The sequence below is a fragment of the Synechococcus sp. CS-1329 genome (assembly GCF_025128055.1).
In the GTDB taxonomy this organism is placed as follows: Bacteria; Cyanobacteriota; Cyanobacteriia; order PCC-6307; family Cyanobiaceae; genus Regnicoccus_A.
In genome coordinates this window covers 62,766-75,814 of the sequence record NZ_JAHLYS010000001.1, presented here as the reverse complement: position 1 = coordinate 75,814, position 13,049 = coordinate 62,766, and the positions used below count along the sequence as shown (strand labels likewise).

Below are 13,049 nucleotides of genomic sequence, written 5' to 3'. Positions count from 1 at the left end.
TTGCATTCCCAGCCGCGGCGTGCAGCGGCGGCAGAAACAGCCCTGGTTCACGCGGGTGGAACTGCCGCCACTGCCAAACCCAACAGCGCAGCTGGCGGTCGCATGACTGTCTCAATTGAGAAGTGTCGGGCAGTCAGGGTGGTGAGAAGGCCTGCTGGAGCAGCCCACAGCGGCCGGTCGCAGGATTGTTCAGGCTAGGGACCAGCTCGGTTCACACCTCAAGTGCCGGGCGAGTGCTGCATCTGTGCCATCGATCACACCGGGCCGTGTCATCGGCTCAGAGGGCAATGACCAATGGCTCAGGATCAGGAGAGTCAATGCGGCTGCTGTCATGAATGAACGCACCCGGGCGATCAACGATCACCTGGCTTCGGAATTCCAGGCCAGCCACACCTACCTGGCGATGTCCATCTGGCTGCGCGAGAACGATCTGGCCGGGTTCTCCACTGACAGGCTCACCAGGAGTTATGAAGAGCGACAGCATGCATCTCGCCTGATCGCCTATCTGGTGGACAGCGATGCCGAAGTGGAACTGCCCACGGTGGGCGAGCCGCTGCAGGGGGAGGCTGAGGCTCGCTTCGTCTGCAAACGGCTGAGGCTTGCCGGTGACAACAGTGCTGCGCTGTTGCTGCTGAACCAGCAGTTCCTGGAAGGTACAGCCCTCAGCCACATCAAGTGTGGTCTGAGTGGATTCGCTGAGGCCTGATCGGGTGATTGGCATTGATTCGGACCCCACCGGCAGCTCCAGCCACTGCACGACGTGCGGAAGTCGTCGGTCGTGCCATTCCAGGCCTGGATCGCTCAGACCATCCAACCAGAGCAGCTACAAGGTGGCGCTGCTGGGGATGCCCAACACCGGTAAATCAACGCTCTTCAATCGTCTGACGGGCGGCCGTGCGCAGATTGCCAACTGGCCAGGTCTCACGGTGGAGTTGATGAGGGGTGCGCTGCCTTCCGACCGTCTGGGCCATGCCTATGAACTGCTGGATTTACCCGGCATTCACGACCTCACCGGCAGCAGTGAAGATGAGGCTGTGGTTCAGCGTGTGATGCGTAACTCCACCCCCGATCTGCTGCTGGTGGTGATCAATGCCAGTCAGATCAGTCATCAGCTGCAGTTTTTGCTGCAGATTCAGGCCATCGGGCTGCCTGTGGTTGCTGCGCTCAACATGAGTGATGAAGCCGATCATTTTGGCATTGAAATTGATCATGAAAAGATCGCCGCTGCACTGGGAATTCCTGTGGTGGCGGTGAGTGCCAAGCGCAACAGGGGTATGAATCAGCTCCTTGATGAGCTGCATCATCTGGGCGAATCGCTGCCCGGCTCTGCTGCTGGCCACGAGGCTGAGCCCAGGCGGCCCGCTGGATATGAGCTCAACCTGGAGCCTGAGGATTCAGAGCAGCGCCAGCAGGACCTGCTGGCGAGTCATGTGCGGCTGCCGGCGCGACTGCAGAATCAACGCACGCGGCTGCTGGACCGAGTTCTGCTCCATCCGGTGGTGGGTCTGCTGTTGTTTCTCGGCCTGGTGCTGGCGGTTTTCCAGGCGCTCTACCTGGTGTCGACTCCTCTGCAGGAGCTGCTTGGGAGTGGCCTGGAGTGGGTGCAGGGCAATCTGCTGGAGCCGGGGCTGCTTCTGATCAACACGCCGCCTCTGCTTCAAGGTCTGGTGGTGGATGGCCTCTGGCTGGGGGTCAGCACGGTGGCCACCTTCTTGCCATTGATTTTTCTCTTTTATATCCTGTTGGCCATTATTGAGGATTCTGGATATTTGCCGAGGGCGGCATTTCTGATGGATGGCTTCATGCGTTGGCTGGGGCTTGACGGCCGAGCCTTTGTGCTGCAGGTGATGGGCTTTGGTTGCAATGTTCCTTCGATCATGGGCACCCGTGTGATCAGAGATCGAGGGATGCGCCTGTTGGCGATGTTATGCATTCCCTTTGCACTCTGCCAGGCTCGCCTCACCGTATTTCTGTTCATGGCAGCTGTGTTCTTCCCCAGGCCATGGTGGGCTCCTGGGCTGGTTTTGTTCAGCTTCTATCTGATGAGTTTTCTGGCTGCAGTGATCACCGGCCTGATCTTCAAGCGCGTCTACCCAAGCGAGGAGGCCTTTGCGCTGGAACTTCCTCCCTACCGGACCCCCAGCTTGCTCACCGTGGTGCAGCGTGGCTGGTCGGCCATGCTGAATTTTCTGGTCACGACCCGTGTGTTCATCATTGTGGGAGCGGCCGCCATCTGGTTGCTCACCAACTTTCCCGTTGGTGCTGCAGAGGCATCAGGGGAGACCTGGGCGGCAGACATCGGCCGCTTCTTTCAGCCGGTGCTGGGCCCGATCGGCATGAGCCCTGAGCTCACAGTGTCGCTCTTTTTTGGCTTCATTGCCAAGGAGATTCTCCTTGGTGCCATGGCGGTGATCTACAGGTCAAACGAGTCAGGACTGGGCGATGCGATGGCGGCTTTCATCACTCCGATTCAGTCGCTCAGTTTCATGACGTTTGTGTTGCTTTATACACCCTGTCTGGGGACGCTGGCCGCCCAGCTGCAGGAGTCGAAGAGCCGAAACTTTGTGCTTTTGTCTGTGGTCTGGTCTTTGCTTCTGGCCTGGACTGCAGCCCTGCTCGTTTATCAGGGCGGCCGCCTGATCGCCTGACGCAAGTGCTGGCTATGGGGGGCTGGCTTCAGGGCCTGGCCACAGGGGTGACTTCAATCTGTGTGGCTTGCTCATGCCTGAGCATGAATTCGACCATGCCGCTGGCCACATGCAGAATTCCGCCTGGTCGCCCCCGCCGCAGCACCTCAACATTGGCTCCGGGCTTGATGCCCATGGCCCGAAGACGCCGCTGCAGATCCGCATGCATGGGCAAGCTGTTGATGCAAACGATCTGTCCTTCCGCAACCAGGCTCAGTGGCACGATGATGGTTCGAATGATTCATCTATTCTAACCTTGATTCGTAGCCCCAGATCCTGGTCTGGCCTCCACGTCACGCATCAAGTCCAGAGCACTCTCAAGGCTGTCGGCCTCCGCCGCCGGTTTGTCGCGGCGCCAGCGGGCGATGCGCGGGAAGCGCACCGCCAGGCCGCTCTTGTGGCGTTTCGAGGCTTGCAGGCCTTCGAAGGCCAGCTCGAACACCAGCAGGGGCTCCACCGCCCGCACCGGCCCGAAGCGCTCGGTGGTGTGGCGGCGGATCCAGCGGTCGAGCTCCGTGATCTCGGCATCATTGAGGCCGGAGTAGGCCTTGGCGAAGGTCATCAGCTGGGGCTCGCCGGGGCTGGTGCTCCCCGGCGGGTGGCTCCAGAGGGCGAAGGTGTAGTCGGTGTGGAGGTTGGCGCGGCGGCCGCTGCCGGCCTGGGCGTAGAGCAGCACGGCATCGAGGTGAAGCGGTTCGAGCTTGTGCTTCCACCAGTCGCCGCGGCGGCGGCCGGAGCGGTAGGGCGACGCCAGCCGCTTGAGCATCAGCCCCTCGGCGCCCCGCTCGCGGGCACGGCCGCGCTGCTGCTCCAGCTCCTGCCAATCGCCCAGGGCCAGTCCCGCCGAGAGCCGCAGCCGCTGCCGTTCGGCGTGGTCGCCCTCGGCCACTGCGGCGACCAGGGCCTCCAGCCGCTGCAGGCGCTGCTGCAGGGGTTCCTCGCGCCGGTCGGCGCCGGCGGCTTCGAGCAGGTCGTAGGCCACGAAGGCCACCGGGCACTGGCGGCGCAGGCTGGCCCCCACGCTCCTGCGCCCCAGCCGCCGCTGCAGGGCGGCAAAGCCCTGGGGCCGCTCTTCGCCGTTCTCCCAGACGATCACCTCCCCATCGAGCACCGTGCCCTCCGGCAGGGCCTCCCCCAGGCTCACCAGCTCAGGAAAGCTCTCGTTCACCAGCTCCTCGCCGCGGCTCCAGAGAAAACTGCTGCCGGCGCGGCGGATCAGCTGGCCGCGGATCCCGTCCCATTTCCACTCCGCCCGCCACTGGGCCGGATCCCAGCCCTGCAGCTGCGCCGGATCGAGGGGGCTGGCCAGGAAGAAGGGATAGGGGCGGCTCGCCGGCACCTCAGCCCCAGCCGCGGCCGGGGCGAGCAGGGCGCTGAAGGCCTTGGCTGTGGGCTCGAGACCCCCCATCAGCCGCTGGGCGATCTCGGCCTCCTCCAGCCCCGCCAGCCGCGCCAGGGCCCGGGTCACCAGGCCGGTGGACACGCCCACCCGCAGCCCCCCGCTGAGCAGCTTGTTGAACAGGAAGGCCTGACCCGGCGGCAGGCTGGCCCAGGCGCCGAGCACGGCCTCGGCCTGGGCGGCGGGCTCCAGGGCCGCGATCGCCGGCAGCCGCTGGCCCATCCACTCCGCCAGGGACCGCTCGATCGGCTCGGCCTCGGGCAGGGCCAGCTGCGGCAGCAGCAGCGCGATCGTCTCGGCGCTGTCGCCCACCTGGGCGTGGCAGTCGTCGAAGAGCCATGCGGGCAGGCCGGAGGCGGCCAGGGCAATCTCACGCAGGCGCCGGCCGGTGATCAGCCGCCGCCGCCGTTGGCCCAGCAGCAGGCTCAGCGCCCAGGCCCCATCGGCTGGATCCACCGCCCCCAGGTAGGCCTCTAGCGCCGCCACCCGCGCGCCGGTGCCGGGGCTGCCATCGAGCTGCTCATAGAGGGCGCAGAAGTGGCGCATGGGCGGCCGCTGGAGCGGTTCAGCCCTCACCCTGGCAAGCCCCGTGGCCGATCGCTGCCCCGCGGGCGCGGGAGGATGGAGCCAAGGCCCTGGGCCCTGCCGCCGCGACAGTCCGATGAAGTTCAAGGACTACTACGAGACCCTCGCCATCGAGCGGGGAGCGAGTGCCGAGGAGATCAAGAAGGCCTACCGACGCCTGGCCCGCCAGTGCCACCCCGACATCTCCAAGGAGGAGGGCGCCGAGGAGCGCTTCAAGGAGATCAGCGAGGCCTACCAGACCCTCTCCGATCCGGAGAAACGCCAGGCTTACGACGACCTGGGCCGCCATAACCCCGGTGAGGACTTCCGACCGCCGCCGGACTGGGAGACCCGCTTCTCCACAGGCCCGAGCCAGCAGGAGGTGGACCTCTCCGAGCTGTTCGAGCAGATGGGATTCCGCAGTTCCCAGCGGCGGCGCCAGGCGGCAGGCGTCGACTTCCCGATCCGTGGCCAGGACGTGGAGGCCGTGGCGCGGCTCTCGCTCGATGAGGTGTCCAGCGGCACCCAGGTGACCCTGGAGCGGCCGGGCGGCAACGTGCGCATCCGTGTGCCGGTGGGTGTCACCGACGGCGAGCGGTTGCGCATTCCCGCTCGCGGTGGCCCCGGCAGCGGCGGTGGCCCCGCCGGGGATGTGTACCTGCACATCCAGCTGCAGCCGCACCCGCTGTTCAGGCCGGTGGGCCATGACCTCTACCTGGAACTGCCGCTGACCCCTTCGGAGGCGGCCCTCGGTGCCCAGATCGAGCTGCCCAGCCTCGATGGCCGCGTGCGGGTGACGGTGAAGCCGGGGGCGCAGGCGGGTCAGAAACTGCGGCTGGCCGGAAAGGGGCTGCGCCAGCGGGGCGAGGGCGCCGGTGATCTCTACGCGGTGCTGCGGATCGTGATGCCCACGCCGATCAGTGAGCGGGAACAGGAGCTCTATCGTGAGCTGGCGGAGGCTTCCTCGTTTCAACCCCGTCCGCACTTCGCTGGAGGGTCGAGCGATGGATGACGATCGTCTGATCCCCGAGGATCTCCTGATTCCCGCCGACGGCGACATGCCGGTGGAATCAGCGGAGTTGCTGGCGGCGTCCGGCCTTGCCTATGAGGAGCTGGTGGAACTGGTGGAGTTCGGCGTGCTGCAGATCAGCGAGGGCAGCACGGGCTGGATCTTCCAGGCGCGGGCGGTGCACCAGGCGCGGCGGGTGGTGAAGCTTCGCGATTCGTTCGGGCTCAATCCCCCCGGCATGGCCCTGGCCCTCACCTACCTGGAGAAGATTGAGGCGCTGGAGCAGCGGTTGCGCGAACTGGAGTGTCTGCTGCCCCGTTGAGGCCTGGGTGCTCGATCAACTCGAGCGGTTCGAGGATCTGCAGAAAGCCATCTTTGATCTGTTCAACGACGAGATCCTCCGTCTGGGATCAGCCGTGGCCACAGAACTGTCGCGCGGGCGATGGTTCGGGCCTGTCCCCCTCCACACTGCTGCAGGGTGACCCTTGCGTGGCTGTGAACGGATTCCTTTTCGAACCTGCGCACGGCCGGGACTGCCCGCCTCCCTTGGTGGGCCGCCATGGGCGTCAGGCGCGTCGCCGCTGGATTGCCGGCGCCATCTGACGATTTCAACAACGGCATCCGCCATGGTGAGAGTTCGCTTCCGGGCGGATGAAATCCTTCCTCGTCTCCTGTTGGCTTGCTGATGCAGAGCACGATTGTCACCGCTGTTCTGCTGCCGCTGGCCCTGGCGGTGGTCATGCTGGGCATGGGGCTGAGCCTGGTGCCGGCGGATTTCAGGCGGGTCAGGCGCTATCCCAGGGCGGTGGCGGTTGGACTGGTCGGCCAGATGCTGCTGTTGCCGCTGATCGGGCTGCTGATCGTCAGGGTTGTTCCGCTGCAGCCGGACCTGGCGGTGGGGTTAATGGTGCTGGCCCTCTGCCCGGGGGGGCCGTCTTCGAATGTGCTCACCTATCTGGCCCGAGGCGATGTGGCCCTTTCGGTGACGCTCACGGCGATCAACAGTGTGCTGAGCGTTCTGACCATTCCGTTCCTCACCAACCTGGTGCTCCAGATGATCCTGGGACGCAGCACGACGATCGTGCTGCCGATCGGATCCAGCCTGCTGCAGATTCTCCTGATCACCCTGCTGCCGATCGCGTTGGGGATGGTGCTGCGCCAGCGGTTTCCCCGGGGCGCCAGCCGGCTGGAGAAACCGATGAGCCGCCTGGCGGTGGGTCTGCTGGCGCTGATCATCGGCCTGTTGCTGCTGCGTGAGGGCAGCAAGTTGCCAGGCTTTGTCGTGCAGGTGGGAAGCGGCGTTCTCCTGCTCAACCTGCTGGCGATGGCAGCAGGATTGGCGACCGGCAGGCTGTTCAAGCTGCCGCTGGCCCAGCAGATCTGTGTGGCGATCGAGGTGGGGCTCCAGAACGGAACCCTGGCGATCGCCATCACCGCCGGCCTGCTCAACAACGCTGAAATGGCGATCCCCGCCGCCCTTTACAGCCTGCTGATGTATGGCACCGGTTTCGCAGTGGTGCTCTACGGCCGGCGAGCTACCCGTGCAGCCACCCTCAGAACGGGTAGCGCATGATCGCCGCCAGGCTGCCTTCGCCGGGGATATCACCCTTGCGCACGCCCATCACCTTGGCGCCCATCACCAGGGCGCGGCTGGCGATTTCATCGACGAGGCCGTAGCTGCTGGCGCTGGGAGCATCAGCGAAGGTCACGGCTCCCTCCTCATCGATCGTGCCGGGGGTGACATCGTCGATGTCGATCAGCAGCAGTTGAATGGCGCCGTAGGTGGCTGCGCGGGACGCCTGGGCCAGATCGGCTGTGGTGCGCCCCTGGCTGGAGCGCAGCGTGTACAGCGACTGGATTTCAGCGAGTTCAGCGCGGAAGAGCTCATCGAGGATGGTGCGGGCGTTGGCCGCCAGCTCGTCATCGCTCTGCACCTCGGGGTTGTGCAGGATCGCGGTGCCCGCCAGGTGGGGATACGACTGAATCTCGCGGTAGATCGATTGCATCGGTTCGGTGGCCGCCAGGATCAACGGGGTCTCCTGGCCCACCAGCAGCCCCCGCAGGGCCTGATCGATCTTGCGGGCGTACTGGGCCTGGCGCACCTTCATGCCTTCGGAGCCCTGGAGACGGCCACTGGGTGAACGGTCCTTGATCGACGACTTGCGCGCGGCGCCAGCCACATCCCTGGGCATGCCGTTCAGCTTCAGTTCCACCGCCGGCAGGTCGGATGACACGCCCACCAGCCGCACACTGTTCTGGGCCAGGGCCAGCACGTAGGCCGACTGGGGCACGGTGACCGTACGCAGCAGCGGCTGGACGTGGAAACGGTCGCTGACCTCCACGGCGGATTTCAGGTGGTTGGGCAGGCGGAAGCTGCGCAGGCCGTCGGGGGACACGAAGACGGCGAGGCTGTTGGCCTGGACCTCCCAGAAGTCATCGTCGTCGATGAGGTCATGGAGGAGCTCCTCGATGGCCAGCACCTCGCGCTTGTCGCGGGCGGCCAACTGCTCGAGGGCTTCACCCGTCAGGTTCTTGAGGGCGATGCGGTCGGCCTGGGCCTCCTGGGTCATCGGCGTGGTGGGCAGCACCAGGCTCACCCGTGCCGGGCCGTGATTGAGCATCAGCGCCTGGATTTCAGCGCGGGTGGGGATGTCAACGTGGAGCATGGAGGGAGGCGCCAGAACAGGATGGATTCCAATAACCTACAGGCCAACGATTCTTAAAACAAACTGAAGAACATGATCTCCCTGGTCTGATGAATGATGGCGGTCATGTCTTTGCGCTCTTGCTGTGGCTTGAGACGGCCCGATCTCGTGCCTATTCTGCTCAGAAATCTATCAGTGATTACCTGGCTCCTTTATGTTTCCAGCAGCATCTTGGAGAGGTTGGGCAGCCCGGCGCCCTGGTGGTAGCGGTCGCGCCTGAGGTCGGTGCAGTGCTCCAGCAGGATCTGCTTGACGCGCTCGGGATAGCCGCTGAACTCCGGGCGCACCGAGAGGAAGGCGGCCAGCACCCCGGAGATGTGGGGCGCCGCCATGCTGGTGCCCGAGAGGGCGATGTAGAGCTCATCGAGGCTCTGATCCGGGTCGCGATCGGGGCTGCGGGCGGGGTCGCTGCTGCTGCGGCAGGAGAGGATCCGCTCACCCGGGCCCACCAGATCCGGCTTGAGGCGGCCGTCGGCGGTGGGGCCGCGGGAGGAGAAATAGGAGGTGCCGTAGCGGTGCGGCAGCGTCGGGTGAACCGAGCCCACGGCGATCGCCTCCTCCAGGTTGGCGGGGTCGCCGATTGAGAGGTCGAAGGAGCGGGTGGAGCTGGTGCCATCCACCACGATGTCGCCGCTGCCCTCGTTGCCCGCCGCCAGCACCACCAGCACCCCCTGGCGCACCAGCCGCAGCAGCGAGGCGCACAGGGGCGAATCACCGCAGCCGAAGCTGGCCGGATCGAAGGCGCCCCCCAGGCTCAGGTTCACCCCCTGGATCACCAGGCGCCGGCTGCTCTGGTTCTGCTGCCAGATGTGGTCGATGGCCTTGAGGATCCAGGCGTCGTAGCCGCTGCCGTTGTCGGCCAGCACCTTGTAGATCACCAGGCGAGCCTTCGGCGCCATCGCCAGCAGGTCGGGCCCCGTCGGGCCGCCCACCGCCTGCAGCCCGCCGGCGATCACGCCGGCCACATGGGTGCCATGGCCGTTGACGTCGTTGCCGCTGCCGGGCTGCACGGCTCCCCGCTCAGTGCAGTCCCACTCGGCGGCGATGGTTCCCTCGGGCGCGAAGGCCGGGTTGTGGAAATGGGGATGGCGGCGGTCGATGCCGGTGTCGAGCACGGCCCAGGTGATCCCCTGGCCATAGGCGTTGTAGCCCAGCTGGGCGGTGCGGGCCTGCACGGTGTGGATCGACTCGCGGATCAGGGCCTTCTTCTTGCTGTTGTTGAACATCCGGTACACCGCTGGTGAGGCGGCGCCGTAGTGCTGGCTGAGCGCGGCGGCCATGCTTTCCACCTCGGCACGGGTGAGGTTCAGCGCCACGTAGCGATCGAGCTGGTCTTCCAGATGCACCGTGTCGGCGCTGATCGGGCCCTGGAGCACGTGGTCGTGGATCCACCTCAGCACCGTGTCTCTGGCGCTGTCGAGGGAACTGTCCTGGCCTGCTGCCACGGCGGCGGTGCTGCCGGCCAGGGCGCTGCGGTCCACCAGCTCGATCAGCACCGGCACCCGTGCCAGAGCATCGGCATCGAGGGAATCGGCCAGGTTGCGCGCCACCGTGACCGGGCTCACCGGCTGGAAGCGGGCGCGGTCCACCGCCCCCATCACCGTGATCTGGGTGTCCCGGCGGCTCAGGTAGCGGTCGGCGGCGTGGGCCTTGCTGGGCGGCCACACCAGGCCCTCCACCCGCTCATCCAGCACGGCAGGTTGGCCCGCAGCGCTGTATTCATCGGCCAGGGATTGATCCAGGCAGACGATGTCGCCGTCCTGGGCGATGTTCACCCAGCGGGCCACGGCGGCGGGGATCGGCAGCGTCTTGCCGTGCCACTTGTGGAGCAAGTCGGTCACCTGGGGCAGCCCCAGGGGCGAGCCGATGGTGAGGAAAAGGGCCACGTCCAGCTCGGGGCGCTCCTGGGCCAGCTCCACCAGGGCCTGGTAGGTGACCATGCTGCCCTGGCTGTGGCCGATCACCACGAAGGGGCCGCCGCCGGTGACCAGGCGCTCCTTCACCGTCTGCACCATGCGGCTGCGCTTGGCCTCGTTGAAGAGGAAGTCGTTGACATCGGCCAGGAAGGCCCGGGTGAACAGGGCCGTGACCGGACTCCACAACCCCTTGGCCTCCACCGACAGGGCGGCGGCTCCTCCCATCGGTGCCCCAGCGCGGGCGGCCTTGAGGGCGGCGTTGTTGAGCTGCTCGGTCATCGCCTCCACGAAGGCGGCGGATTCGGCCGGGGAGTCGCTGCCCTCGATCGATGCCGCCAGCAGCGCCTCGGCCTGCGGCGGCAACAGGGAGCGCTCCTCCTCCAGCGCTCGGGTGGACACGCCAGCCGGGCGGGGATAGCGCTCCCGATCGACCCAGTAGGCCATGCGGGTGCGCTCCCCCTGGTCGGCGCCGAACAGGGCCCGGTCCCACTCCGAGCGCAGCTCCGGCTCCGGGGGCATGTTCGAGATGCCGTGGCAATAGACCACCGTGCGGGCGGCGCTGCTGCTGGTGGAGGCGTCGCGGGAAGAGGTGTTGCCTGCGTCAGTGCTGCGGGAGCCGGTGCTGCGGCTGCGGGCGGCGGGCTTTTTGGGGGCGGTCATGGCTTCGGGGGAAAGGGATCGGGCCGTTGCTGCCGCCCCTCCCGCTCTAGCCCGACTCCACCTCGGCAACCTGCGGCCCGCGCCGGTGTCACCGTTCTTCGCGAACTCTCGCTGGGCCTGGGGCTGCGCGATGGCCGGGATCAGCCCTCCAGTGCGGTCCAGCCAGCTGGGGGGATCAGGGCATGACGCATCAGCCGCTGGTGGTGGCACCGGGTGCGGGCCTCACCGTTCCCCTGGGCGCCAGCAGCCTCACGATCAAGCTCGACTCTGCCGCCACCGGCGGGCGTCTGGCCTTGCTGGAATACAACGTGGCCCCGGCATTTGCCGCGCCGCAGCGGATGCATTGGCGCACCAGAGAAACCCAGGCGATCTATATTCTGAGCGGTCGAATCCGTTATCAGCTCGATGATCAGGTGGTCGACGCCCAGGCCGGCACCGTGCTGCATCTTCCTGAGCACTGTGCCTTCACCTGGAGCAACCCGGATCCGGCTCCGGCCCGCATGCTCTATGTGTTCGTGCCGGCGGGGCTGGAGCAGTTCTTCCTCGATGTCCAGCAGGTGTTCCGCGACCACCCCGGCCTCGATCCGGCCGCTGCCGCCTCCCTTGTTGAGGAGCTCTGGCGGTCCTACGGGGTGCTGACCTGAACCCCTGGCCGGCTGGCGAGGATGGACGCTGAGCCGAGGCGCATTCCCTTGTTGTTCCATGTCGCCCTGGGCCTGGGGGGGCTGTTGCTCACCCTTGCTGCGCTGGTGCTTCTGGCGCTGGTGCCCTCGCTGTTGATCCGCGCCCTGCTCGCCCCCCTCAACCCAGCAGTGGTGTTCTGCGGGCCAGGCGGGCAGAAGCGGCTGGCCCTCAGCATCGACGACGGCCCCAGCGGCTCTGGATCCCAGGCCCTGCTTGCGCTGCTCCAGGAGCTCGGCGTGCCGGCCACCTTCTTCCTGATCGGCTCCCACCTGGAGCGCGACCCCGCCTTCCCACGCCTGGCCCTGCAGAAGGGCCACGACCTGGGCAACCACCTCTGGCGCGATGCCTGCGCCGCCGAGCTGGCGGAGGCCCCCTTTTGGCAGGAGCTCCACGACACCGAAAGGCTGATCGAGCGGGCCGCTGCTCCTGAGTCACTCACCTGGCGCTGGTTCCGCCCTGGTCAGGGCTGGTTCCATGGGGCCATGCTCCAGCGGCTCGCGTCACGCCGCTACCAGCTGGTGCTGGGCTCGATCTTTCCCTGGGACACCTTCCGCCCACCGCTGTGGTTCGTGCGCTGGTTCGTGCGCCTCAACGCCCACCCCGGCGGCATTCTGGTGCTGCATGACACGCCAGCCCTGAGCGGCCGCACCCTGGAGAGCCTGCGCTGGATCGTGCCCGAGCTGCGCCGGCGCGGCTACCGCTTCGTGCCGCTCGGGGAGTTGCTCGATCCAGCCTCCTGAACCAGGGGCCACCAGCGCTCCACCACTTCGGGGCTGCCGTACCAGCTGGGCCCGAAGGCGCCGCCGTGGGCCACCCCCGGCAACACCAGCGGCGTGGAGCCCTCCAGCAGAGCTGAGGGCACCGGCACCAGGCCATCACCGCGATCGTCGTCAATGCCGCTGCTGTTGCGGTGAGCGGTGGGTGCCAGGCGCTGGGCCATCGGGGTGGCACCTCGCAGATCGAGGTCGCCCGCTACGGAGACATAACGAACCCGATCGGCGAAGGCTGATCCCGGCAGGCGCCGCTGCACCATCTGACGCAGCAGCGTGGCCTTGAGCGCAGTGTGGGGACTGCCCAGCATCACCAGCGTGTCGGCCAGGGCCTTGCCGTTGTAGCGGCGGCCCTGGAATGGGGCGTCATCCAGGAACAGCCGCAGCATGATCCCGCCGGAGCTGTGGCCCACCAAGGTGACGCGGCCGGTGGGGGAGCGGGCGGCCAGCTCGGCCACGCTGCTGGCGACCCGATCCAGGATGCGGGCCCAGGCGAAGGCGAACACGGTGAGCAGCCATTCGGGTTTGCCCACCGCCACCAGCTGCACCGGTTGACCACTCAATTGCTCAAGCCGGGCCCGCATCGGGTTGTAGGCCTCGGGGCTGATCAGGAAGCCCCCGAGGATCACGATCGGCTGGGCGGGCATGGGCTTCA

The 13,049-nt window shown here is 66.8% G+C and carries 12 protein-coding genes; 7 read left to right on the top strand and 5 right to left on the bottom strand.

Annotation, left to right across the window (positions count from 1 at the left end; genetic code table 11):
• Positions 1–331 precede the first annotated feature (331 nt).
• Together KQ304_RS00395 and feoB are read left to right on the top strand one after the other, a co-directional pair.
• Positions 332–706: a ferritin-like domain-containing protein gene (locus KQ304_RS00395; protein WP_259735148.1), complete on the top strand. Its 375-nt coding sequence runs from the start codon at positions 332–334 to the stop codon at positions 704–706.
• A 139-nt stretch (positions 707–845) separates the two neighbouring features.
• Entirely contained in the window at positions 846–2,648 is a 1,803-nt protein-coding gene (gene feoB, locus KQ304_RS00390; protein ID WP_259735154.1) for a ferrous iron transport protein B, read from the top strand.
• Positions 2,649–2,676: 28 nt separating this feature from the next.
• Here feoB and KQ304_RS00385 read toward each other — a convergent pair whose 3' ends face one another.
• Positions 2,677–2,910 (bottom strand): FeoA family protein, encoded by a 234-nt coding sequence (locus KQ304_RS00385; protein WP_259735147.1) that lies wholly within the window; start codon positions 2,908–2,910, stop codon positions 2,677–2,679.
• A 27-nt stretch (positions 2,911–2,937) separates the two neighbouring features.
• A complete protein-coding gene (locus KQ304_RS00380; protein WP_259735146.1) occupies positions 2,938–4,632 on the bottom strand; it encodes an ATP-dependent DNA ligase in 1,695 nt (564 codons plus the stop codon).
• A 115-nt stretch (positions 4,633–4,747) separates the two neighbouring features.
• Between KQ304_RS00380 and KQ304_RS00375 the strand changes: the two genes are divergently transcribed.
• The 3 genes from KQ304_RS00375 (at position 4,748) to KQ304_RS00365 (ending at position 7,232) form a co-directional block, all read left to right on the top strand.
• On the top strand, positions 4,748–5,662 hold the full coding sequence (locus tag KQ304_RS00375; RefSeq protein ID WP_259735145.1) for a DnaJ C-terminal domain-containing protein: 915 nt from the start codon (positions 4,748–4,750) through the stop codon (positions 5,660–5,662).
• A complete protein-coding gene (locus tag KQ304_RS00370; protein WP_259735144.1) occupies positions 5,655–5,981 on the top strand; it encodes a chaperone modulator CbpM in 327 nt (108 codons plus the stop codon). Before KQ304_RS00375 ends, KQ304_RS00370 begins: the two co-directional genes overlap by 8 nt.
• A gap of 363 nt (positions 5,982–6,344) precedes the next feature.
• Entirely contained in the window at positions 6,345–7,232 is an 888-nt protein-coding gene (locus KQ304_RS00365; protein WP_259735143.1) for a bile acid:sodium symporter family protein, read from the top strand.
• Here the strand turns inward: KQ304_RS00365 and KQ304_RS00360 are convergent.
• A complete protein-coding gene (locus tag KQ304_RS00360) occupies positions 7,213–8,325 on the bottom strand; it encodes a hypothetical protein (protein ID WP_259735142.1) in 1,113 nt (370 codons plus the stop codon). The two genes, KQ304_RS00365 and KQ304_RS00360, sit on opposite strands and share 20 nt — an antisense overlap.
• 191 nt (positions 8,326–8,516) lie before the next feature.
• Positions 8,517–10,940, bottom strand: a complete 2,424-nt coding sequence (locus KQ304_RS00355; RefSeq protein WP_259735141.1) for a S8 family peptidase — start codon at positions 10,938–10,940, stop codon at positions 8,517–8,519.
• A gap of 182 nt (positions 10,941–11,122) precedes the next feature.
• Here KQ304_RS00355 and KQ304_RS00350 point away from each other — a divergent pair, with 182 nt between their 5' ends.
• Positions 11,123–11,584 carry a cupin domain-containing protein gene (locus KQ304_RS00350; protein WP_259735140.1) on the top strand — a complete coding sequence of 154 codons (462 nt, stop codon included), beginning with the start codon at positions 11,123–11,125 and terminating at the stop codon, positions 11,582–11,584.
• Between the two features lie 48 nt (positions 11,585–11,632).
• A complete protein-coding gene (locus KQ304_RS00345) occupies positions 11,633–12,364 on the top strand; it encodes a polysaccharide deacetylase family protein (protein ID WP_259735139.1) in 732 nt (243 codons plus the stop codon).
• Here KQ304_RS00345 and KQ304_RS00340 read toward each other — a convergent pair.
• Positions 12,319–13,041 carry a triacylglycerol lipase gene (locus KQ304_RS00340; RefSeq protein WP_259735153.1) on the bottom strand — a complete coding sequence of 241 codons (723 nt, stop codon included), beginning with the start codon at positions 13,039–13,041 and terminating at the stop codon, positions 12,319–12,321. The two genes, KQ304_RS00345 and KQ304_RS00340, sit on opposite strands and share 46 nt — an antisense overlap.
• Positions 13,042–13,049 lie beyond the last annotated feature (8 nt).

Coding starts and splice junctions, on each gene's coding strand:
- KQ304_RS00395 (WP_259735148.1), top strand. CDS start 332: ATGAATGAACGCACCCGGGCGATCAACGATCACCTGGCTTCGGAATTC.
- feoB (WP_259735154.1), top strand. CDS start 846: ATGCCCAACACCGGTAAATCAACGCTCTTCAATCGTCTGACGGGCGGC.
- KQ304_RS00380 (WP_259735146.1), bottom strand. CDS start 4,632: ATGCGCCACTTCTGCGCCCTCTATGAGCAGCTCGATGGCAGCCCCGGC.
- KQ304_RS00375 (WP_259735145.1), top strand. CDS start 4,748: ATGAAGTTCAAGGACTACTACGAGACCCTCGCCATCGAGCGGGGAGCG.
- KQ304_RS00370 (WP_259735144.1), top strand. CDS start 5,655: ATGGATGACGATCGTCTGATCCCCGAGGATCTCCTGATTCCCGCCGAC.
- KQ304_RS00365 (WP_259735143.1), top strand. CDS start 6,345: ATGCAGAGCACGATTGTCACCGCTGTTCTGCTGCCGCTGGCCCTGGCG.
- KQ304_RS00360 (WP_259735142.1), bottom strand. CDS start 8,325: ATGCTCCACGTTGACATCCCCACCCGCGCTGAAATCCAGGCGCTGATG.
- KQ304_RS00355 (WP_259735141.1), bottom strand. CDS start 10,940: ATGACCGCCCCCAAAAAGCCCGCCGCCCGCAGCCGCAGCACCGGCTCC.
- KQ304_RS00350 (WP_259735140.1), top strand. CDS start 11,123: ATGACGCATCAGCCGCTGGTGGTGGCACCGGGTGCGGGCCTCACCGTT.
- KQ304_RS00340 (WP_259735153.1), bottom strand. CDS start 13,041: ATGCCCGCCCAGCCGATCGTGATCCTCGGGGGCTTCCTGATCAGCCCC.